This is a genomic window from Paenarthrobacter sp. YJN-5 (assembly GCF_015040095.1).
In the GTDB taxonomy this organism is placed as follows: domain Bacteria; phylum Actinomycetota; class Actinomycetes; order Actinomycetales; family Micrococcaceae; genus Arthrobacter; species Arthrobacter ureafaciens.
This window is the reverse complement of record NZ_CP053545.1, coordinates 281,290-302,006: the sequence shown is the minus strand read 5'-3', so window position 1 is coordinate 302,006 and position 20,717 is coordinate 281,290. Positions and strand designations below refer to the sequence as shown.

The 20,717-nt window shown below is 63.6% G+C and carries 21 protein-coding genes; 12 read left to right on the top strand and 9 right to left on the bottom strand.

What is annotated here, in order from left to right; translation table 11 throughout:
• Nucleotides 1-258: 258 nt before the first annotated feature.
• Together HMI59_RS22955 and HMI59_RS22950 are read right to left on the bottom strand one after the other, a co-directional pair.
• Nucleotides 259-942 carry a hypothetical protein gene (locus tag HMI59_RS22955; protein ID WP_193593913.1) on the bottom strand — a complete coding sequence of 228 codons (684 nt, stop codon included), beginning with the start codon at nucleotides 940-942 and terminating at the stop codon, nucleotides 259-261.
• Between the two features lie 30 nt (nucleotides 943-972).
• Nucleotides 973-1,692, bottom strand: a complete 720-nt coding sequence (locus HMI59_RS22950; RefSeq protein ID WP_193593912.1) for an SOS response-associated peptidase — start codon at nucleotides 1,690-1,692, stop codon at nucleotides 973-975.
• Nucleotides 1,693-1,939: 247 nt separating this feature from the next.
• Here HMI59_RS22950 and HMI59_RS22945 point away from each other — a divergent pair, with 247 nt between their 5' ends.
• Nucleotides 1,940-2,239: a DUF4193 domain-containing protein gene (locus tag HMI59_RS22945; protein ID WP_193593911.1), complete on the top strand. Its 300-nt coding sequence runs from the start codon at nucleotides 1,940-1,942 to the stop codon at nucleotides 2,237-2,239.
• A complete protein-coding gene (locus HMI59_RS22940) occupies nucleotides 2,229-2,627 on the top strand; it encodes a hypothetical protein (RefSeq protein WP_227471664.1) in 399 nt (132 codons plus the stop codon). Before HMI59_RS22945 ends, HMI59_RS22940 begins: the two co-directional genes overlap by 11 nt.
• 16 nt (nucleotides 2,628-2,643) lie before the next feature.
• On the opposite strand, the gene HMI59_RS22935 is transcribed toward HMI59_RS22940, so the two are convergent.
• On the bottom strand, nucleotides 2,644-3,375 hold the full coding sequence (locus tag HMI59_RS22935; RefSeq protein ID WP_193593910.1) for a hypothetical protein: 732 nt from the start codon (nucleotides 3,373-3,375) through the stop codon (nucleotides 2,644-2,646).
• A gap of 264 nt (nucleotides 3,376-3,639) precedes the next feature.
• Here HMI59_RS22935 and HMI59_RS22930 point away from each other — a divergent pair, with 264 nt between their 5' ends.
• Complete coding sequence (locus HMI59_RS22930) at nucleotides 3,640-5,373, top strand: FtsK/SpoIIIE domain-containing protein (RefSeq protein ID WP_193593909.1); 1,734 nt, start codon at nucleotides 3,640-3,642, stop codon at nucleotides 5,371-5,373.
• Between the two features lie 65 nt (nucleotides 5,374-5,438).
• Here the strand turns inward: HMI59_RS22930 and HMI59_RS22925 are convergent, their stop codons facing one another.
• Both HMI59_RS22925 and HMI59_RS22920 read right to left on the bottom strand, forming a co-directional pair.
• Nucleotides 5,439-6,359, bottom strand: a complete 921-nt coding sequence (locus HMI59_RS22925; protein WP_193593908.1) for a hypothetical protein — start codon at nucleotides 6,357-6,359, stop codon at nucleotides 5,439-5,441.
• 43 nt (nucleotides 6,360-6,402) lie between these two features.
• Nucleotides 6,403-9,288: a Tn3 family transposase gene (locus HMI59_RS22920; protein WP_001138082.1), complete on the bottom strand. Its 2,886-nt coding sequence runs from the start codon at nucleotides 9,286-9,288 to the stop codon at nucleotides 6,403-6,405.
• Between the two features lie 125 nt (nucleotides 9,289-9,413).
• On the opposite strand from HMI59_RS22920, the gene HMI59_RS22915 reads away from it, so the two are divergent.
• The 8 genes from HMI59_RS22915 to HMI59_RS22880 all read left to right on the top strand — a co-directional run bounded on the left by HMI59_RS22915 (nucleotide 9,414) and on the right by HMI59_RS22880 (nucleotide 17,184).
• Nucleotides 9,414-10,028: a recombinase family protein gene (locus HMI59_RS22915; RefSeq protein ID WP_193593888.1), complete on the top strand. Its 615-nt coding sequence runs from the start codon at nucleotides 9,414-9,416 to the stop codon at nucleotides 10,026-10,028.
• A gap of 64 nt (nucleotides 10,029-10,092) precedes the next feature.
• Nucleotides 10,093-11,222 (top strand): IS3-like element IS1133 family transposase gene (locus HMI59_RS22910; protein ID WP_085959879.1). Its coding sequence is split into 2 segments (ribosomal slippage): nucleotides 10,093-10,339 and nucleotides 10,339-11,222, totalling 1,131 coding nucleotides; the frame shifts between segments, so codons are not numbered across the junction.
• Nucleotides 11,223-11,328: 106 nt separating this feature from the next.
• Nucleotides 11,329-12,132, top strand: a complete 804-nt coding sequence (gene aph(3'')-Ib, locus HMI59_RS22905; RefSeq protein WP_001082319.1) for an aminoglycoside O-phosphotransferase APH(3'')-Ib — start codon at nucleotides 11,329-11,331, stop codon at nucleotides 12,130-12,132.
• Nucleotides 12,132-12,968, top strand: a complete 837-nt coding sequence (locus HMI59_RS22900) for an aminoglycoside O-phosphotransferase APH(6)-Id (RefSeq protein WP_000480968.1) — start codon at nucleotides 12,132-12,134, stop codon at nucleotides 12,966-12,968. Before aph(3'')-Ib ends, HMI59_RS22900 begins: the two co-directional genes overlap by 1 nt.
• Before the next feature lie 111 nt (nucleotides 12,969-13,079).
• Nucleotides 13,080-14,552 (top strand): hypothetical protein, encoded by a 1,473-nt coding sequence (locus tag HMI59_RS22895; protein ID WP_193593907.1) that lies wholly within the window; start codon nucleotides 13,080-13,082, stop codon nucleotides 14,550-14,552.
• A gap of 144 nt (nucleotides 14,553-14,696) precedes the next feature.
• Nucleotides 14,697-15,482 (top strand): ParA family protein, encoded by a 786-nt coding sequence (locus tag HMI59_RS22890; RefSeq protein WP_136611063.1) that lies wholly within the window; start codon nucleotides 14,697-14,699, stop codon nucleotides 15,480-15,482.
• Nucleotides 15,479-15,802 (top strand): hypothetical protein, encoded by a 324-nt coding sequence (locus tag HMI59_RS22885; protein WP_193593906.1) that lies wholly within the window; start codon nucleotides 15,479-15,481, stop codon nucleotides 15,800-15,802. Before HMI59_RS22890 ends, HMI59_RS22885 begins: the two co-directional genes overlap by 4 nt.
• A gap of 128 nt (nucleotides 15,803-15,930) precedes the next feature.
• Complete coding sequence (locus HMI59_RS22880) at nucleotides 15,931-17,184, top strand: glycoside hydrolase family 6 protein (RefSeq protein ID WP_193593905.1); 1,254 nt, start codon at nucleotides 15,931-15,933, stop codon at nucleotides 17,182-17,184.
• Nucleotides 17,185-17,265: 81 nt separating this feature from the next.
• On the opposite strand, the gene HMI59_RS22875 is transcribed toward HMI59_RS22880, so the two are convergent.
• From HMI59_RS22875 to HMI59_RS22865, 3 genes are all read right to left on the bottom strand, one after another.
• Entirely contained in the window at nucleotides 17,266-17,559 is a 294-nt protein-coding gene (locus HMI59_RS22875; RefSeq protein WP_193593904.1) for a hypothetical protein, read from the bottom strand.
• A complete protein-coding gene (locus HMI59_RS22870; protein WP_193593903.1) occupies nucleotides 17,556-17,987 on the bottom strand; it encodes a hypothetical protein in 432 nt (143 codons plus the stop codon). The genes HMI59_RS22875 and HMI59_RS22870 overlap by 4 nt, the downstream gene beginning before the upstream one ends.
• Before the next feature lie 143 nt (nucleotides 17,988-18,130).
• Nucleotides 18,131-18,949, bottom strand: a complete 819-nt coding sequence (locus HMI59_RS22865; protein ID WP_193593902.1) for a hypothetical protein — start codon at nucleotides 18,947-18,949, stop codon at nucleotides 18,131-18,133.
• A gap of 104 nt (nucleotides 18,950-19,053) precedes the next feature.
• On the opposite strand from HMI59_RS22865, the gene HMI59_RS22860 reads away from it, so the two are divergent.
• A complete protein-coding gene (locus HMI59_RS22860) occupies nucleotides 19,054-19,698 on the top strand; it encodes an NUDIX hydrolase (RefSeq protein WP_193593901.1) in 645 nt (214 codons plus the stop codon).
• Nucleotides 19,699-19,743: 45 nt separating this feature from the next.
• Here HMI59_RS22860 and HMI59_RS22855 read toward each other — a convergent pair whose 3' ends face one another.
• The gene (locus tag HMI59_RS22855; RefSeq protein ID WP_193593900.1) at nucleotides 19,744-20,532 is read right to left on the bottom strand and encodes a Sir2 family NAD-dependent protein deacetylase; all 789 of its coding nucleotides are present in this window, start codon (nucleotides 20,530-20,532) and stop codon (nucleotides 19,744-19,746) included.
• Nucleotides 20,533-20,717: the final 185 nt, after the last annotated feature.

Sequence of the window (20,717 nt, the reverse complement as noted above, 5' to 3'; positions counted from 1 at the left end):
CCACGCGCAAAGCATCACGCCAGGCCACCAGAAGAATCTCCGTTCAAGGCCAACTGAGCGCCCAGATTCCGCGGAACTACGGGCCGATGCGGCAGGCCCAGGCAGGGACAGGGGATCGGACGTATTGATTCATCTGATGAGATACGCAGACTATTGGTTGACATAAGCTCTGTTATCGGCGTTTCCAAACCACGCAGGGGAGAGACTCGGAAAGACCGCTGAAACACCCCTGCACAGTGCCCTCAGACGGCCGGCCGCTTACCGGCCGAATAAGGTTCGATCTGCTGGCACGACGGCTTGCCGGTCGTCGTCGATTCGGTAGATCGTCCTGAAGTTGGCAGTGAGCAGTGTGATGTCTTCAAGGGTGATGCTGATGAAAGCTGATCGCTTTTTCAGGTACAGGAAGAGCTCCTGCGACGGCCACATCAGCTCGTCCATGTAGGTGTTGAAGGATCTGCCGCTGGCCCTGGTGTAGGCCCTGAGTGCCGCCTGGTCAGTGATCCGCCGGCCGTAGGTGAGTTCGATGTCGACGTCGCCGACAGGGTCGACCTCGGGATCCAGGTAGCTTCCGAAGACCCGCAGCGTGTCGATGAACATCGGCTTGGACGTATCCGCGTTGTATGCCCTGGCGCGGCCCAGCAGCTCGACGACGAGCCGGTCTGCGGTCTTACGGCTGATGGGCCTACCGAAGCTGGCCATCGCCAGCGAGTTGCCCAGAATGGTGGTATCCCACCAGACGTCCCCGTCCTGGTCGGTCCGGATCTTCTCAAGGTAGCCGGCAGCTTCCAGATCAGCGAAGACAGTCTGGAGGTCGAATCCGGTGCCGGCGAGCAGGTCCTCGGCGATCTCGGCGACCGTCTCCCGGCCGCGGAACTTACGGCAGATGGCGCGGGCCAGCTCGGCCGGCAGCCCGGCTATCACATCGGTTTTCGAAACCCTCACATGGGACAGCCTAGACGACCTCGGATGGGACTAGCTCGCCTCATCGATGGGTGCGGGCTCGATCAGCGCTGGACCGTTGTTGCGGACGCTGTTGACCCTGGTGCTGACCACGCGCGGGACCAAAGTCGGCTCCGGCAGGGAGTCCAGCAGATGCTGGATGTCGCCCTTGTCGGTCAGGTCCGGGTCGAGCCACTCGGCGTACCGGTCCCGCGGGATGATGACCGGGCTGCGGTCGTGCACGTGGCCCAGGGCGTCCTGTGCGGTGGTGGTGAGCACTGTGCAGCTGAGCAGCCACCGGCCAGGGTCGTCCTCGGGCAGCGACGGGTCTGCCCACCATTCGTACAGGCCGGCGAAGCCCATCAGGTCCTCATTCTCGGAGTAGAGGTAGTTGGGGATCTTCTTGCCGTCTTCGGTCTTCTGCCACTCGTAGTAGCCCTCCGCCGGGACGATTGCTCTACGCTTGACGGCGGCCTTTCGAAACGAGGGCTTCTCCAGGATCGATTCGCTGCGAGCGTTGATCATCTTTGCGCCGATCTTGATGTCCTTGGCCCACGAAGGCACGAGGCCCCAGCGGGCGACCAGCAGGTGCCTGTCAATGCTGCCCTCGTCCAGCCGCTCAGCAACGATGGGTATGGCCTGCGTTGGCGCCACGTTCCAGCTGGGAGGTGGCGGGGCGCCCTCCACTTCCTTTGCCTCAAAATGGCTCAGCAGGTCACCAGTAGCCTTGGACATCACGTATCTGCCGCACATAAGCCAATTCTGCCTCACCATGGGTGCCTTGGTTCATCCGGAAGGCTGCATCAGCTACATAGAGCAGGGCCTTCTACAGTGGTGTTCCGCAAGCCGGCATGCTGCAAGGGCTCTGCACTCCTGTCCCGTCAGCGGCAGCCGTTAGGGAGCGGAGTTGGTTGTGAGAGACCCGCGACTAGGGAATGCGGGCACCGTGCTGTACGTTGCTTTCCGAGCAATCCGAACAGCAGAAAAGAGATGCACCGAAGTGGCAACTGATTACGACGAGCTCCGCACTGACGTCAAGGAATCCCAGGACAGCTCCCTTGAGGCTCTGCAGTCGGCGAAGGCCCCTGATGCGAAGTCCGTGGTCCTCGAGCTCGATGAAGCAGACGTACTGGACGGACTGACCCCGGGGGGAGAATTCATCGCCGAAGAGTTGACCGTCGACGTGGTCCCCCAGGCTGCCGATGAGTTCACCTGCTGGTCTTGCTTCCTGGTCCGGCACCGCTCACAGATCGCCCGGCAGAAAAACGGCCACACGTACTGCACCGACTGTGAAGGCTGAACCAGCCCGAATACCGGCGATGCGCGGCGAAGTGCCCGAGAGCGTCTGGGCCGCCATCGAAGCCGAGTTCACCCTGCCGTCCCTGGAACAGGTCCAGCAGAAGCTCGGAGAGCAGACCGCAGACCCTGAGCCTCTGCTGCGCCGACTGGTCCGCGTCTTCATCGGCGAGGGTACCTACTGCCCCGGCTTCCAGTTCACGGCCGCAGGCGGCCTGCACCCCGCCGTGACCGGGCTCTTCGAGCGGGCCATGGAGCTGAAGATCCCGCACGACTACTTCACGCCGTGGATGATCACGCCGTCCACGGATCTGCAGGGGGCCCGGCCCGTTGATCTGCTCAACGATCCCCTCCGATTAGGGTCGGCGCTCGAGGTGTTCGCGCGCCGCTAGCGTCCTGCCCGGCCCGCTAAAACCTGCTCGTGAGTGCCTTGGCGATCGCTTGCTCCTTGCTGAAAAAGAAGCCCGGTCTGGCCTCCGGGCGGAATGGGCCTTCGAGGACTTTCCTCGCCTCCTCCGCGTACTGGGGAGCGTAAAAGTAGATGCCGTGCTCCGGCCGGCCGTGCTGAGCTGGATGGCGGACCCCGCTCGCTCCGACAAAAATTGTCGCTGACTCGCTGTAGCCGTCATCGGTGTAGGTTGCCGAGACTGGCCACGCCCTGATCGGCGCCAGGTCAATGATAGATTCGACCCGTTCCGTCCGTCCGGTCCAGGTCCTGCGCTCGGTGAAATGCTTCACTCGGATCAGCGTTTGGGGCGGCTCGCCCTGGCTGCTGGCAAACAGCCGGCCAGCGGTGTCCAGTGAATCCGGGTGCGACCATGGCACATGGTGCCCGGCGGCCCGCAGGGTCTTCTGCCCCACCGTTTCGCTGACATGCCATTCTCTGCCGGTTGTCCATGACTCATTCCGGAGCAGGACCGAGGCGATCGTCTCCGGCCGCGCGTCGGTGTGATCCCGAAAAGCCCGCGCATACTCGGCCGCCACCTTGTCGGTAGCCCGTGCGTAGCAGCGGGAACACAATGTGCCGACTGGGGCCCACGCTTCATGCAGGGCGATGAACAGTGCGTGAGACGGCTTGCCCTCGTGATTCCGGGCGGCCTGGAACAGGGCGGTGTTGTGGTACGTCTGGGGGTGGTACATATGAGACGTGCAGATCGTCGCGGTGCACCGGCACCGGAACGTCGCTTGGTTTCCGCATTCGCAGTAATCAGACACTTCAGTCCCCCGTCGCTGCCGGCCCTGTTGCCGAAAGTATAGCCACCTGACCGGCCCGCCCTGGAAAGCCCGCGCCCTGCTAGCCTCTCCCCTTCGGGAGGCCCCAGCGGCCGCATGAGTCCGCCGAAACGCCGTCGTCTACGCATGTTTCCGGGTAGAGACATTGGCGAGACGAAAGGCCAGCACAGCGTGGCTTCCAGCACTGAACGCATCCGGGTGCGGCTTCCCGACAGGTTCGATCCGGCCCGGCACATGGCCCAGCTGATGAAGAAGATCACCGACACCCACGGTGAGGGCTTCGAGGTCGACTCCATTGAGGACGGAATGGCTGTGGCGACCCGGCAGGTGGCCGTGACTGAAGTCAGCCACAACGACAAGTCCAAGACCAAGGAGGTCCGGCTCCCCCGGTCAGTGAAGCCCAACGACGGCGAAAAGATGGCCGTTAAGCTGGCCGACCAGCACGGGGACGGCTGGGAGATGACGAAGTTCGAGCCGTTCCTGGGCAAGGCCGTCCTGACCCAGCTGAGCCCCGAGACCGCCCGCTGCCGGGGCGCGGCCGCACTGGCCCTGGGAGTGAAGCCCTGGGAGGTCCAGGTGAAGCCGCGCCGCGATGGTGGCTTCGATCTGGAGCTGCCGCGCACTTACATGCCCTCCAAGCATGATTCCAAGCTGGAGGAGGTCGCGACCAGCGTCGTCGGCCGGGATGGCTGGTACGTGAAGGTGAACGCCCAGAAGCTCACCGCGTCGATCATCCCGTCCGCTCCCCCGACGTTCCCGGCGATGATCCCGACGCCGATGGATTCCGTAGTCAAGTTTGACCACACCAAAAAGGAGACCTTCAAGATCCCGCTGGGCATGAAGCTGCCGCCGGCAGGGGAAACCGTCGGCGAGACGTTCTACCTGGACATGAACGCCGGCGCGCATCTGCAGATCGGCGGTACCTCCGGTGCCGGTAAGTCGGTCACGATCAACTGCTACCTCTCGACCTGGCTGGCCAAGGGCGCCGAACTTGCCATCATCGACCTGCCGACGAAGAGCGCTGACTTTGAGTGGGTCAAGGATTTCGTCCGACCGGGCGGCTGGGGATGCGCCTCCCCCGCCCAGTCCGCGGTAGCGATCCGGCTCATCATGGAAGAAGGTGAACGCCGATCCAAGCTCATCAAGAGCCACGGCGTCAACGACTGGAAAGACCTGCCCAAGTCGGCGGCCCTGAAACCGCTCATCGTGGTGGTCGACGAGCTGACAGGCCTGTTCGCGCTCGAGTCGGTGCCCAAGGCCGGCAAGGACGCCCCGCAGCTTCTCAAGGACATGGCGGCCGACGCTAACCGGACCAACCTGTTCAAGGAGATCCTGAAAAACGGCATCAAGCGGGTCGCTGCCGAGCTGCGCTTCACGGGGGTCTTCCTTCTACTGGCCACCCAGGTGGCGTCGGCGAACACCGGCATCGACCCGTCCCTGCGCACCAACCTGCACCACAAACTGCTCCTGGGTGCAAAGCCGACCGAGGGCAACCGCCGACTGGTCTTCTCCGACCCGGACCGTGTGCCGCTGATCCCCGAGAATGTCCGCTCCGACAGCGGCGCCTCCCGCGGTGTCGGCTCCTCCGAGCCTGAAGGTGACGAGCCGGCCATCTTCAAGTCCTACTTCGCCTCCGTGGCCGACTACCGCGCCTGGCTGGAGAAGCTGGGCGTGCCCAAGACGTCGCAGCCGGAGCCGACCAAGGCACAGATGGCCCAGCTGGAGGACGCCTTCGAATCTCCGGAGGACCAGGACGATGTCGCGACCCGGCGCGCTGCCATGCGGGACCCGATGGCCGATCTGATGGGCGATTCGGGTTACGACGAGAACGGACGGCCGCTCAGAGGTGCCGCACTGGCGGCTTCCCAGTCCCGGCAGCTGTCCAACATGGCCGGCAGGGCCTGACCGCATCTGGACACGAAAAAGGCCCCGGCAGGTTTTCTGCCGGGGCCTTTTTGTCAGGTCTCGCCTTAGGCGTTCTGGGCTTCCTTCTTGCGCCCGAAGAGCCCCAGCCCGGGCTTGGGTGCCTCGGCCTGCTTTTCTTCGGGCGCAGGGGCTTCCGCCGACTCACCAGCTGGCGGATCCAGCGGCGCCGGTGTGTCGAAGAAGCTCGGGTCCAGAATGGCGTCGCTGTGCAGGTCCGGGGCCGGGATAAGCACCTGGGTCATGGGCTCCGGCGCGGTTTCATCGGTCCGGGTTTCCGGAGCTGAGGGCGCTGCTGCCGCGATCACCTGCTCCCAGTCGTCCTCAGCGGAGGCCGGTTGCGCCTCCGGTGCCGGTGCCAGGTGTGGGGCGGGAATGCCGGCAAAGAAGTCCTCCGATGGCGCGGGCGCGTCGGCTTCCGGTGCCGGAACAGCCTGGTCCTGGCGAATCTCTTCGCCGGAGGCCTCTGCCGGGAAAGCCACGGTGAACAGGTCGGCTGCTTCGGCCAGTGCGGGGTTGTCTGCGGCGATCGCTTCAATGATGCGCACTGCCTCCACCCGGATACCGGCCTCGGCGGCCCGTACGCCCTCGGAAAGGCGCTGGTCAAAGGTCTCCTGGGCTTCGCGGACGTAGCGCGTGTGCGCTTCGTTGGCGGTGCGCAGCTTGCCGTCGGCCTCGTCCAGGGCGTCATCGCGCTTGCCGATCTCACCGCGGAGTCCTGCACTGACGTTCCGTTCAGCTTCGAGATTGGCGCGGAGCCCTGCGCTGACACCCCGCTCTGCCTCAAGGGCGGCGCGCAGTTCAGCAATGATCGGGGATGCTTCCTCGGTGCCAGGGCTCGCTACGGGGGCGGGGGCAGCCACCGGGGCGGAGTCTTCTGAGTCGCCGGCAGCGAAAAAGTCTCGCGTGTCCGGGGTGGCGCAGACGTGGGTGCGGTACTCCTTGAGCTCCAGTGCCTGCTCGCCCAACTGGTTTTCAGGGGTCGTTTGCGGGAGGGGGCGGAATCCTACGCTAAGGCTTTGGCCAGCGATATTCTCCGGTGAGATTGATGTGTTCCCATCCGAGCGGCGAAACATGGGCCAAGAGATCGGGCGATAGCAGCTTTCCATCGCGTTTCTGGTTTGCAACGACCTCGCCGAGCTTCATGGTGTTCCAGAAGATGATGATGGCGGCGAGCAGATTCATGCCGGCGATGCGGTAATGCTGGCCTTCGGCGGAACGGTCGCGGATTTCACCGCGGCGGTGGAAGCTGATTGCCCGCTTCAGCGCATGATGAGCTTCGCCTTTGTTGAGCCCGATCTGGGCACGCCGTTGGAGTTCGGCATCCAGAATCCAGTCGATCATGAACAGGGTGCGCTCGACGCGACCGACTTCCCGCAGGGCTGTCGCGAGCTCGTTCTGCCGCGGATAGGAGGCGAGTTTCCGCAGAATCTGGCTTGGCGCGACGGTACCGGCAGCAATGGTGGCGGCGATGCGCAGGATGTCGGGCCAATTGCGCTCGATCATGGCTTGGTTGACCTTTCCGCCGATCAACGCTCGCAGGTGCGCCGGGGCGGCCGACGGATTGAACGCGTAGAGCCGTTTGGATGGCAGGTCGCGGATGCGCGGAGCGAACCGGTAGCCGAGAATGGCACATGCGGCAAAGACGTGATCGGTGAAGCCGCCCGTGTCGGTGAACTGCTCGCGGATATGGCGTCCAGCATCGTTCATCAGCAGGCCATCGAGGATGTAAGGCGCTTCGCTTGCCGTTGCAGGAATCACCTGGGTTGCGAACGGCGCATATTGGTCGGAGACGTGGCTATAGGCTTTCAGGCCCGGGGTATTGCCATATTTCGCGTTGACCAGGTTCATGGCCTCACCTTGCTCTGTAGCGACGAAGAACTGTCCGTCGCTCGAAGCCGACGTGCCCATGCCCCAGAACCGGGCCATGGGTAACGCTGCCTGTGCCTCGACCACCATGGCCAGCGCCCGGTCATAGGCTTCGCCCTCGACATGCCACCGTCCAATGCGGATCAATTCCCAGAAGGTGTGGGTGTTTGTCGCATCCGCCATTTTGCGCAAGCCGAGGTTGATCCCTTCCGCCAAGATAACGTTCATTAGCCCGATCCGGTCAGCGCAGGGTGCTCCTGTGCGCAGATGGGTGAACGCTTCGGTGAAGCCGGTCGCCGCATCCACCTCCAGCAGGAGATCGGTGATGCGCGTGGGCGGGATCTGCTTGTAGAGATCGAGCACCAGATCTTCGGCGCCTGTCGGCGCGGCGGCTTCGAGTTTCTCGATATGCAGAACGCCGTTTTCAATCGACCCGCCCGGGATCGTGCCTGCGCGAGCGGCACGGCCAAGCTCGCGCAACCGCATGTCGAGGCGAGCTTGCCGGTCTGCCAGCCATTCCTCCGGCCGCAATGGCACAGCGAGACGACCGCCTTCCGCGATGGATTGTGCCGGAACGAGTGCGTGTTTCAGATCGCCATAGCGCCGGGACCTAGTAAGCCAGACATCTCCGGAGCGGAACGCATCGCGCAGATGGAACAGCACCGCGATCTCCCATAGGCGAGCGTCGCCAGCCCTCTGGGCCCGAAGGTGGCGATGCCATTTCGAGCTGGGCCGCAAGAAGCTGGTCATCGCGGCATCGTTCAAACCGGTACGAAGGGCCGTCACCGCTTCCAGAAGCGGCAGTGCAACGGGCGCAGCTCGCAGATCGAGCAGGCGCAACATGCGTGGAGCGTATCGGCGGAAGCGGTGATAACCGTCGAGCACATGATTGAGCGGATCGTCGGCCATGGTGGCGGTCAGCCTGGTTGCCATTGCAACAAGGGTTTTTAAGCCGTCCCACCCTGACCCACTCGCGATGACATCGCCCAGCGGCTGGCCATCATCCTGTGCATCGACCAGGGCGCCCCCGATCTCGGCGAAGGATTTCAGGGTGTCACGCACCACCCCCGCTTCGTCTGCGACCTTTGCATGGCAAATACGCTCCGAAGCACGGTAGAGACGGCCGACGATCCGGTCGTGGGTTTCGACCACTGCGTCGGCCAACATCGCCTGCCATTCCGAGACGCAAACAGCCAAGATCGCAAGCCGCCTGTCCTCCGGGAGATCGCGCATGCCGTCGGCATAATACCGTTCACCCTGCCTGCGCAGACGAGTCACCCGATGGGCAGGAACGCCGGCAAGCAGATCCTCGGGGAGATCGATGCGTTGCAGATATTCGAGCCGGTCGAGCAGCCGGTTGGCCGACGAAGAGTTCGAGCCAGGCTCGAACTGGCGCAGCCACACAAAACGGGTCACCCGATCATCAGCCGTCTCCTCGAGCAATGCCAGCAACTGTTCTCGGATCGACATAGGCAGCCGACTGGCGATCCTCGTCTCGATGCGTCGCTCGGCATCGACGAGAGCCGCGGCACAAAGCCGCTCGATCGTGGATGTCGCGGGAAGGACAGTGCGGGTGCGTCGGCACTCGGCTACGAAGCGACGGGCGATATCCTCGTTCGACACCGCCATCTCGGCTTCTCGGAACAACCATTCCTTCAGCTCGCTCGCACCACGTCCGGAGAAGGTGCGGAAGCCGTAGAGCCCCCGTAACTCGGCAAGATGCTCGTGCCGTGTTTCCTCGCGGGCAGCATAGTCTACGAGATCGTCGGCACCCAGGCCAAGCTGCGCTCCGATAAATTCGATGACCTCTGCAGGGATCAGTTCGCCTGGAGCCAGCACCCGGCCGGGATAGCGCAGGACACACAATTGCAGGGCGAAGCCGAACCTGTTGTGAGCGCGCCGACGCAGCCTGATATGCCCAAGGTCTTCATCACTCAGCGTATAGTGCTTGAGCAAATCCGTCTGTGAAGTCGGCAAGCGCAACAGCGCGTCTTTCTGCCGATCGGTTAGAGTGACGCGACGCGGCATACATGTTCCTTTTTCAAAATCTGATAGCGTTCAAGACGCTTTGTTTATGAAGCTGGTTGAGATACATTTCCAGAGGTCAATGCAATCGTGGCCGAAGCGCCGCCTCAAACCAACGTTTGTGATACATGCTGATCGGATATGCCCGCGTCTCCAAAGCCGATGGCTCGCAGTCTCTCGACCTGCAGCACGACGCCTTGCGCGCCGCAGGTGTCGAACGGGACAATATCTATGATGATCTTGCTTCCGGCGGTCGTGATGATCGCCCTGGCTTGACTGCCTGCCTCAAGTCATTGCGTGACGGCGATGTGCTGGTGGTCTGGAAGCTCGATCGCCTCGGACGATCGCTTGCCCATCTGGTCAACACGGTGAAGGAGCTGTCAGACCGCAAGATCGGCCTGCGGGTTCTGACTGGAAAGGGCGCTCAGATCGACACCACGACTGCGTCCGGTCGCATGGTGTTCGGAATCTTCGGCACCTTGGCCGAGTTCGAGCGGGATCTGATCCGAGAGCGCACCATGGCGGGTCTCGCCTCCGCGAGAGCGCGCGGTCGCAAGGGCGGACGAAAATTCGCGCTCACCAAAGCTCAGGTGCGTCTCGCGCAAGCCGCCATGGCCCAGCGCGATACTTCAGTTTCCGATCTCTGCAAGGAACTCGGCATCGAGCGCGTCACTCTCTACCGATATGTCGGTCCCAAAGGCGAGCTCAGAGACCATGGAAAGCATGTTCTCGGACTTACGTAGTGGACTTGCCTCGGTTTCGTTCCGGTCTTTTTGAGAGCATTATTTGTTATCAAGGAGACCATATATGTCATTAAAGCATAGTGATGAATTTAAGCGTGATGCAGTTCGCATAGCACTCACTAGTGGCTTAACACGCCGTCAAGTTGCGTCAGATTTAAGTATTGGGCTTTCCACGCTTGGGAAATGGATCGCATCAATTTCCGATGAAACTAAAATTCCTACCCAAGACACTGATCTTCTGCGTGAGAATGAACGTTTACGCAAAGAGAACCGTATCCTTCGGGAGGAGAGGGAGATATTAAAAAAGGCAGCAATATTTTTCGCAGTACAAAAGCTGTGAGATTTCAGTTTATTACGGATTACCGTGGCTCTCTCTCACGTTCACGCATATGTCGTTTGATGGGCGTAACAGATCGTGGTTTACGTGCATGGAAACGCCGTCCTCCATCACTGCGCCAGCGTCGTGATCTTATACTTCTAGCGCATATACGTGAGCAGCATCGGTTGTGTTTGGGGAGCTATGGTAGGCCGCGTATGACAGAAGAGTTGAAAGCGCTGGGCCTGCAGGTTGGGCAGCGTCGGGTTGGACGTTTGATGCGCCAGAATAACATTACAGTTGTTCGAACGCGTAAATTCAAACGGACAACGGATAGTCATCATACCTTCAACATTGCACCGAACCTATTAAAACAAGACTTTAGCGCAAGCGCACCCAACCAGAAATGGGCAGGCGATATCACTTATGTTTGGACCAGAGAAGGATGGGTCTATCTTGCTGTTATCCTTGACCTGTATTCCCGTCGCGTGATTGGCTGGGCAACAGGTGATCGATTAAAGCAGGATCTTGCATTAAGGGCACTGAATATGGCGTTGGCTTTACGCAAACCACCACCGGGTTGTATTCAACACACAGACCGTGGGAGCCAATATTGCGCTCATGAATATCAAAAGCTACTGCTCAAACATCAATTGCTGCCGTCCATGAGCGGGAAAGGCAATTGTTTTGATAACTCCGCAGTAGAAAGCTTCTTTAAATCATTAAAGGCTGAGTTGATTTGGCGCAGACACTGGCAAACAAGGCGAGATATTGAGATTGCAATCTTCGAATATATAAATGGCTTTTATAATCCACGCCGAAGACATTCAACACTCGGCTGGAAATCGCCGGTGGCATTTGAGAAAAAAGCCGCTTAAAATGAGAGATAGACCGGAACACAACCGGTGCAAGTCCATAGCAACTCGTTTCTTTTCGCAGGTTGAGCCACCTCCGCGCTTCATCAGAAAACTGAAGGAACCTCCATTGAATCGAACTAATATTTTTTTTGGTGAATCGCATTCTGACTGGTTGCCTGTCAGAGGCGGAGAATCTGGTGATTTTGTTTTTCGACGTGGTGACGGGCATGCCTTCGCGAAAATCGCACCTGCTTCCCGCCGCGGTGAGCTCGCTGGAGAGCGTGACCGCCTCATTTGGCTCAAAGGTCGAGGTGTGGCTTGCCCCGAGGTGATCAACTGGCAGGAGGAACAGGAGGGTGCATGCTTGGTGATAACGGCAATTCCGGGAGTACCGGCGGCTGATCTGTCTGGAGCGGATTTGCTCAAAGCGTGGCCGTCAATGGGGCAGCAACTTGGCGCTGTTCACAGCCTATCGGTTGATCAATGTCCGTTTGAGCGCAGGCTGTCGCGAATGTTCGGACGCGCCGTTGATGTGGTGTCCCGCAATGCCGTCAATCCCGACTTCTTACCGGACGAGGACAAGAGTACGCCGCAGCTCGATCTTTTGGCTCGTGTCGAACGAGAGCTACCGGTGCGGCTCGACCAAGAGCGCACCGATATGGTTGTTTGCCATGGTGATCCCTGCATGCCGAACTTCATGGTGGACCCTAAAACTCTTCAATGCACGGGTCTGATCGACCTTGGGCGGCTCGGAACAGCAGATCGCTATGCCGATTTGGCACTCATGATTGCTAACGCCGAAGAGAACTGGGCAGCGCCAGATGAAGCAGAGCGCGCCTTCGCTGTCCTATTCAATGTATTGGGGATCGAAGCCCCCGACCGCGAACGCCTTGCCTTCTATCTGCGATTGGACCCTCTGACTTGGGGTTGATGTTCATGCCGCCTGTTTTTCCTGCTCATTGGCACGTTTCGCAACCTGTTCTCATTGCGGACACCTTTTCCAGCCTCGTTTGGAAAGTTTCATTGCCAGACGGGACTCCTGCAATCGTCAAGGGATTGAAACCTATAGAAGACATTGCTGATGAACTGCGCGGGGCCGACTATCTGGTATGGCGCAATGGGAGGGGAGCAGTCCGGTTGCTCGGTCGTGAGAACAATCTGATGTTGCTCGAATATGCCGGGGAGCGAATGCTCTCTCACATCGTTGCCGAGCACGGCGACTACCAGGCGACCGAAATTGCAGCGGAACTAATGGCGAAGCTGTATGCCGCATCTGAGGAACCCCTGCCTTCTGCCCTTCTCCCGATCCGGGATCGCTTTGCAGCTTTGTTTCAGCGGGCGCGCGATGATCAAAACGCAGGTTGTCAAACTGACTACGTCCACGCGGCGATTATAGCCGATCAAATGATGAGCAATGCCTCGGAACTGCGTGGGCTACATGGCGATCTGCATCATGAAAACATCATGTTCTCCAGTCGCGGCTGGCTGGTGATAGATCCCGTCGGTCTGGTCGGTGAAGTGGGCTTTGGCGCCGCCAATATGTTCTACGATCCGGCTGACAGAGACGACCTTTGTCTCGATCCTAGACGCATTGCACAGATGGCGGACGCATTCTCTCGTGCGCTGGACGTCGATCCGCGTCGCCTGCTCGACCAGGCGTACGCTTATGGGTGCCTTTCCGCAGCTTGGAACGCGGATGGAGAAGAGGAGCAACGCGATCTAGCTATCGCGGCCGCGATCAAGCAGGTGCGACAGACGTCATACTAGATATCAAGCGACTTCTCCTATCCCCTGGGAAAACATCAATCTTACCGGAGAATATCGTTGGCCAAAGCCTTAGCGTAGGATTTCGCCCTCTCCCGCAAACGACCCCTGTACGTGCCCCTCGCCGAACCGATGGACGGGGCAGAGGCACGCGAGCTCGTGGCTGCTCTCGCCCGCACCGCCCCCAGCATGGACGCGAGTCCGCACCAGAACCCCTCCACCGGGTGCATCCGCGTCCCTGGCGCCCTCCACAAGCGCGGCGGCCGCCAGCAGCTCGTCACTCCCCTGTCCTCGGCCTACGACATCCTCAGGCGGCGCAATACAAGCGGCGACGTCGACCGGCTCCACAGGGCACTCGTCCCCGAGCTGCGCCGCAACCGCCAAGAGGCCGCGCTCCGGGCCAAGACCGCAGCAGCCCCCCGGCCGCCGCAGGACGCCAGTGCGCCCCGGCTCTGCACCCCGGCCGGCGGATGGCAGTCACCGCTGCGCACGATCGCCCAGACCGGCCTGTTCGACACGGCCCGCTACCGCACCCCCTCAGAGGCCCGCATGGCCGTCCTGAACCACTTCGCCGCGTGCGGCTGGACCCTGGAGCAGGTTCGTGGCGAGCTCGCAGGCCAGTTCCGGGGCCTTGCCGCGCTGTACCAGTCCCCCGCCCAGCTCACCCGGCTCCTCGAGGCGGAGTGGGCAAAGGCCCTCGAATTCACCGCCAGCGGAAGAGGGGAGAGAACTGCCCCTAAAAGCGACACAAGCCCCACTAAACCCACCGGGGGGGCACTCAGCGTGGCTGCACTTCACCAGCTGGTCAACGATCTGGAGAACGTGCTCTACGCGGTACTCGATGCACGGTTCCAGAAGTACGGCCGCGAGGGGATTGGCCTGCGGTTCCTCATCAGGGGCGTTCTGGCCTACATGAGGACCATGGAGACCAATACGCTCGACGTCGGCTGCCGGACCTTCGCACTTGCCCTGGGACAGCACCACAGCACCGTGGCAAGGCTCCTGCGTCGCCTGGCGCAGCTTTCGGATGGCATGGTCACCAAGGTCGCGGACGCGCGCCACCGCAATGCCGACGTCTACCTCGTGGAACTCCCTCAGCAGTACCGTGAGCTCGCCCGCTCCCTCAGTTGGCGGCAGGGCAAGATCCACGCCATGCGACCTGTCTTCCGCGTCCTGGGTCCCGCCGCAGCACTCGCCTACGAAGTCATCGAACGCAGCCGCCTCTCCCCCACCACCAAGGAGGTCGCCCAGCAGGCCAAGATCGGTGCCAGCACCGCCGAGCGCGCTCTGGCCGAGATGTCAGCGCTCGGCATGCTCCACCGCGACCAGGACAAACGCTGGCACATCACACACACCACAAGCCTCACCCAGCTCGCCCAGCGACTCGGTGCCGACCAGGACGTCGCCGCACAGCTCACCCTCCACCGCCAGCAACGCGCCGCCTGGCATGCCTGGCTCGACCGCCACCACCCAGACCACCAGTTGGCAGAAGCAGACCTCTACGACCCGGAGATAGACGAATACTGGCCGCCCCCCGGCATGTACGCCGATGCCGAAGGGATGTGGAACATCCGTGCGGCATGCTAGACACCGGTTAGGTCGTATTGCTTGCAATATTGCACCTTGCAAGCATGCAATACGGGAGATAGGGTGCTTGCAATACGGCAAGCAATACCGCCGTATTGCAAGCAAGAATGCAATAGTGCAACAAGGACTTTGGAAGGATGCCAGATGGCCCATGTGATCGCGGTAGGGAACAGGAAGGGCGGGGTCGGCAAAACCAGCTACGTTCTGAACCTCGCCAACGCGCTCCAGATCATCGGTTGCCGGGTCCTGGTCGGCGACCTCGACCCGCAGCGGAACCTCACTGATGTGCTCGTGGGCAATCAGACCGAATTCGACTTGACCATCTTCGATGCTGTCTACAACGAGCAGGCCGGAACCCTCGGACAGGTTGTTGTCTCCACGGACTTCGAAGGAATCAGTCTGCTGCCCGGAGACGAGCAGCTGGCGCGGATTGAAGCCGAGAACCTCATGGCTCCAGAGCAGCGGCTCCGCAACGCAGCAGACGGTTCCGGGATAGACGAGGAGTACGACGTGATCCTCCTGGACATGCCGCCGGCCCTTGGCCGACTGACGCTGAACGGACTGATCTATGCCAACGAGACCCGAGTTGTGGCTGACGCTGAAGCCTTCAGCGTCAAAGGCGTGGTGAAGTATCTCGAGCTCGTGGACCGAGTGCGGGGGAGCGCCATGTACAACCGGTCCCTCGGAGAGCCCAAAGTTGTGATCAACCGCTACGCCAGGACCGCGGAGCACGCTTACCAGCGGCAGGCCCTCGTCGATGCTTACGGGGAGGCTGTGGTTGAACCCGAGATCCCACGCACGACTGCCATCGCTGACGGGCAGTCGGCTCGTGTTCCGCTGACGCGCATCTCATCCCGCGGTGCGGCGAAGGCGGCTGAAGCATTCACCCTCCACGCCCACGCCATCAAGAAGGAGCTGAACATTCGATGAGCGTCAAACGCCAGCCACAGATTCCACTGTCCAGGGCACCCCGCGAAGATGTCGTCGGCGCGGTCGCCGCCGGCGCTGCCCGCGAAGAGTCGGCCGCCGCTGCGCAGCCGATGGGGGAGGCCAGGCAGGACCGCAACCCGCAGCACTTGGCCCGGCGCCCCAAGAAGAGACTCGTCACCTTCACCAATCGACTGGACCCTGATCTGCTCGACTGGCTTTCAACGTACAAGGACGAACAGGGCACCACGATTGCCGCCGTCCTGGACGAAGCTGTACGGGACTACATCGAGAAGGTCACCGGCGCGCGGCCGAAGCCCTGAAATATTGCAATATTTCGGGATAGACCCACACGAGACCGCGGGGAGGCACTCGAATGAGCGACTCGACGTTGCCCCACCCCCATCGGCACCTCGGCCGCGCAAGATCCAGGCCCTCAAACAGGCCTCCCGTGCTCCCCATCCCGTTCGCCGTGCAGCAGCTGCTCGCGGTCCTCGCCATCGTCATCCCCTCCGCCATCCTCACCCCCGCGGCCGCCCTCACGGACTCTCTCCCGGGTGTCGCAGCGACCGCGTCGCCGTCGCCCGCCGGCGGCGTACCGGCGAAGCAGCAGGCCGCGAAGAAGCGCGCCACCGCTCCGGTGCAGGCCGCCGGCGTATCCCTCCCGCCGTGGCAGGCGCCGCAGCCGGCGCACCCGCAGAACCCGACGAACCCGCTCGCCAACCGCCTCTGGGGTGTCTACCACGGCCCCCAGGACCAGCTGTACAACGTCTACGAGTCCGCGAACGCGCAGACGCGCGCCGCCCTCGACACCATCCGCGTTCGCCCGCGCACGAAGTGGTACGGCAACTTCCTCGCCGACCACGAGATCCAGTCCCGCGCGAAGGACTACATCGTGAACTCCCAGGCAGGGAACCCGACCACGCTGTCGCAGATGGCGGTGTTCCGCATGAAGCCGTGGGAGCACGACGCCTGCACGCGCGTCCCCACGCCGGTCGAGCAGGCCAGCTACAAGACGTGGATCCGCAACCTCGCTGCCGGCATCGGCGACTCCCCCACCCTCATCGTCATGCAGCCCGACGGCCCGTTCCTGTGGTGCGTCCCGGACATCAAGACGACCTCGAAGCTGCTGCGCTTCGCCACCAAGACGCTGTCGAACCTCCCGAACACGTCGGTCTACATCGACGCCGGCGCAGCCGACTGGTGCGAGAACGGTCGCCGCGCGACCGCGGCGCGCTGCGCCGGCATCCTCAAGCGCACCGGCATCAAGTGGGCTCGCGGGTTCGCGATGGACTCCACCCACTACACCGGCCCGGTCGACAACATCCGCCTCGGCTCCCAGATCGTCAATCACCTCCGCGCACGCGGGTACGGCGAGAAGCACTTCATCGTCGACACTGCGAAGTCCGGACAGCCCACCAACTGGCTCGACATGAAGCCGTCGGCCCCCGGAGAGCTCAAGGACAACGCCCGCACGTGCTCGCGCCCTGGCATGAAGCGGTGCGTCACCCTCGGCATCCCGCCGACCGCAAGGCCCGGGGACCCGCAGTGGGGCCTGCCGGCCGACGTCGCCGAGCTCGCGGCCCGCAACGTCGACGGGTTCGTGTGGTTCGGTCGCCCGTGGCTGTACAACCAGGCTGACCCGTTTGTGCTGCAGCGCGCCATGGACATGGTTCGCACCACCCCGTGGCCCGAGGCCGGCTGAGCACGACCGGCTCCCCGCAGCCAGAAACGACGAACCCGCCCGAGCGTTGCTCGGGCGGGTTCGGTGCTTGAGGCGTCTCGCTCAGGAGGTCGCCTCGTACGGGTTGGGAATGGAGGTGCCGGGGCAGTTGGAGCGTGCCTGGCGGTGGATGTAGTAGTACTTCTTCGACTCACCGCGGCGACCGCAGTCGCGGCAGCGCCACCGCCAGCGGCGGTAGGTCCGGACGCTGAGCGCGAACGGGACCCAGGCGAACCAGAAGACGAGCGCGAGCTTCTCCTCGCGTGACCAGCGCCTCGCCTCCTCGATGGCGACGATCGCCAGGACGCCGAGCATCCACACGTTCGTGCAGATGAGGATGACCTCGAGTGTGGTCATGCCTGGCTCCCGGCGAGAGCCTCGAACTCGCGGTCGCGAAGGACTCGGACGCGCTGCTCCTGCACCGAGATGCCGTGCAGGCGCCGAATGAGGCGGTGGTAGCGACGCCGGGTCTCTGGGTGCGACAGGACGTAGTCACGCGTGCGGGCCTCTACCTCCGTGAAGCGTGCCGTGACCGGAAACTGGTCCCGGGTCAGGTCGACCGTCGTGCCGTCCGGCAGGAGGTTGAAGTAGTGGCTGACGCCGTCGGCCGTGGTCCGCATCAGCTGGCCGCCGAGGCGGTTCTGGATGACCAGCGCGGTGACGGCGCACTGGCCGTACGACTTCGTCGCGTCGGGGTCGGCGTACCCGTCGGGGTCGGCCGTGGTCTCGGACGACCAGGCCTCGAGCAAGCGCTCGTGAAGCCCAGCCAGAACATTATCGATCATGAGCCCTCCTTGAGGGTCGTGGTTTGGGTGCGATGTCCAGCACCGTCCGGGCCACGTCCGGGGCACGCAAACGCCCACCGTCCCAAGGAGGACCGGTGGGCATGGGCGCTGGATGAGATGGGACCCGGCCGCGGCCGGCGGGGTCAGTCCCAGAGGGCGCCGAGGTTGTCGGCCACCCAGCGCAGGGAGCTCTTCACCGCGGCTTCGGCGGCCGCTTCGGCGTCCTGCATCTCCTTCCACGCCAGGTCGGTGCGGACCTCGTCCCCTACCTCGCCGGTCCGGTCGCTGGCCATGCGGGCGTCGTGCCAGACGTCGAGAAGCCGGTCTGCTTCGTTCGGGTCGCCGTAGCCGCCGGTGGTGAGCACGACGGCGTGACGCCGGAGCTCGCCGGTCCAGTCCTCGAACGTGGCGTACTTCGATCCAGCCGGCCACCCGCAGGCGTTGTCGGCGAGCCAGGCGAGCTGCTCGCCGACGTGGCGCGGCAGGCTCGTGCCGAGGTTGTAGGCGTCGGCTGCGACCCATCCGCGGCGCACGCGGTCGACCGTCTCGACGAGCACAGCGGTCAGGTCCGAGAGCTTCGCGCGTTCAGCGCGCGCGGCGACGGGCAGCCACCAGGGGTCGGGCACGAGCTCGGTCTCGATCTCGCGCTGCCGCTCGAAGTGGCCCCAGTTCAGGTGGTCGTCGAGCAGCACCTTCGCGGACCCTCCGGTGGTGCGGCGCTCCTCAATGGCCGCCCACTCGGCGTTGCGAGCACCTGCTGCCTGGCGACGCTCCCACAGGGCGTCGTCGGCGCGGCTGGCCAGCTGCGAGGGCGAGAACGGGAGGGAGTCCAGCTTGCGCGCCAGCGGGTGCAGGGCCCGGACCCAGCGCGGCGCGCCCGCGCGCACGACCGGCACCGGGGCCGCCTCGGACACCCGGGGTGCTGTCGGTTCGGGCGAGGTCGCGGTCTCGTTGCTGGTCATGCGGGACACCGTGCCCCTCCCTGTCTCCAGCGCAAGCGGCTCGCGCGTGCTTGCCCTGTCGCGGTTGACGGCCACGAGCTCTCCGGTCAGGACGGTCCCCGGGCATGTCTTCCACCTCCCCGCTACCGGCTCAGCCCGGCACCTCACCTGAGCCCACCGAGCCCCTGAAGCTGCCTGCGTCGAACTGGGGGACCAAGACCTCCCAGGTCGTGTACGAGAACCCGTGGCTCAGCGTCCGGGAGGACATCGCCATCCGCCCCGACGGCACCGAGTGCCTCTACGGCGTCGTCACCGCGAAGGGCACCGGCGCGCTCATCGTCGCGTTCGACACCCGCGACCGCATCTGTCTGGTGACCGTGGACCGGTACCCGCTCGCGGAGGTGCTCGTCGAGGTCCCCGGAGGCGGGGTGGACCCGGGCGAAGATCCCGTCACCGCTGCCACTCGCGAGCTCAAGGAGGAGTGCCACCTCGAGCCGAGCACGGTGGAGCTGATCGGAACGATGAACGTCCTCGGCGGCCTGGTGTGCCACCGCAACGCCATCGTCGTCGCGCGCGGCTGCCGTCCGGCTGCTGGCGAGGCCGAGACGCCCGAGGGAGACCTGCTCGGGCACACGTTCGTCGACGTCCGGGACGTCATCAAGATGATGGCTCTCGGCGCCATCACCGACGCCGAGAGCGTCACCGCGCTCACCCGCGCGATGCTCCACACCGGACATCTCGCCGCAGCCATGCCGACCGTGTCCCTCTGACGCCGCCGCAGGGCTAGCTGCGCGAACCGGCCACAACCTGGATGGTCACAACCCGAGCAGCGCAGGCAGGGTGACCTGGCAGTCGCCTGGCACCTGGACGAGCCTCGACGCAGCATCGCGGACGGTCACGTCGACATCGGGAAGCATCCTGGCCGGGTCCAGGTCCAGCCAGGCGCCGGGGATGCCACGGGACACGGGCTCGAGCACCAGGTCCGCTGCCGGGTGCACCTGCAGACTCGTGCCGACGGCCAGCACGACGTCAGCCTCCTCGGAGGCGCGCCATGCCCGCGACCAGACCGCCATCGACAGCCGCTCACCGAACAGGACCACGTCGGGTCGCAGACGTGCGTTGCACTCCTGGCAGCGGGGGACGTCCTCGGGTGACTGCGGCATCGTCTCGAGGCGCACCTCGGTTGCGTGCTCGTACTTTGGGTTGAGGCAGCGGGCACGAGCGATGGTGCCGTGCAGGGCCAGCTCGGTGGACCCGGCGAAGGCGTGCAGGCCGTCGATGTTCTGCGTAGCGACCGTCACGGTGCGGGCGGTGTCACCGAGAGCGGCGAGCGCGCGGTGCAGCGGGGTGGGTCCGCCAGCACGGAGGCCTCCGACGTGCTGCCAGACCTTGTGGATGCTGCGCGAGGTGGCGTCGGAGGCGGTCAGCGGGATCACGCCGCCGTCCTTGTAGAGGCCCCCGTTGCCGCGGTACGTCGGCAGGCCGGCCGCCACAGACACCCCGGCGCCGGTGAGCACGAGCACCCGAGCGTCGGGGCGCTGCAGCCGCTCACGCACGTCGTCCAACGTGGGGGCCGGGCGGGCAGCGCGGGGCAAAGTCTCCATGCACCTCATGGTGCAGACCGCCGACGCGCCGGCAGTCACCCCGGGGGTCAGGCGGAGTTCGCTGCTTCACCTGGCGCCAGATCAAGCCATTCGGTTGATTCGCCGACTCCCGGCTCTGTCTGCTCCGTTGCCTGCCTGCCTGTCCCGCCTGATGGTGCCGCTCCGACTCCCCCGTCGGGCACGCG

Bases quoted from the DNA above. Each gene is read 5' to 3' on its own strand.
- HMI59_RS22865 (WP_193593902.1), bottom strand. From the start codon at position 18,949: ATGACCAGCAACGAGACCGCGACCTCGCCCGAACCGACAGCACCCCGG.
- HMI59_RS22870 (WP_193593903.1), bottom strand. From the start codon at position 17,987: ATGATCGATAATGTTCTGGCTGGGCTTCACGAGCGCTTGCTCGAGGCC.
- HMI59_RS22890 (WP_136611063.1), top strand. From the start codon at position 14,697: ATGGCCCATGTGATCGCGGTAGGGAACAGGAAGGGCGGGGTCGGCAAA.
- HMI59_RS22935 (WP_193593910.1), bottom strand. From the start codon at position 3,375: ATGTACCACCCCCAGACGTACCACAACACCGCCCTGTTCCAGGCCGCC.
- HMI59_RS22875 (WP_193593904.1), bottom strand. From the start codon at position 17,559: ATGACCACACTCGAGGTCATCCTCATCTGCACGAACGTGTGGATGCTC.
- HMI59_RS22860 (WP_193593901.1), top strand. From the start codon at position 19,054: ATGTCTTCCACCTCCCCGCTACCGGCTCAGCCCGGCACCTCACCTGAG.
- HMI59_RS22915 (WP_193593888.1), top strand. From the start codon at position 9,414: ATGCTGATCGGATATGCCCGCGTCTCCAAAGCCGATGGCTCGCAGTCT.
- HMI59_RS22855 (WP_193593900.1), bottom strand. From the start codon at position 20,532: ATGGAGACTTTGCCCCGCGCTGCCCGCCCGGCCCCCACGTTGGACGAC.
- HMI59_RS22900 (WP_000480968.1), top strand. From the start codon at position 12,132: ATGTTCATGCCGCCTGTTTTTCCTGCTCATTGGCACGTTTCGCAACCT.
- HMI59_RS22885 (WP_193593906.1), top strand. From the start codon at position 15,479: ATGAGCGTCAAACGCCAGCCACAGATTCCACTGTCCAGGGCACCCCGC.
- HMI59_RS22950 (WP_193593912.1), bottom strand. From the start codon at position 1,692: ATGTGCGGCAGATACGTGATGTCCAAGGCTACTGGTGACCTGCTGAGC.
- HMI59_RS22920 (WP_001138082.1), bottom strand. From the start codon at position 9,288: ATGCCGCGTCGCGTCACTCTAACCGATCGGCAGAAAGACGCGCTGTTG.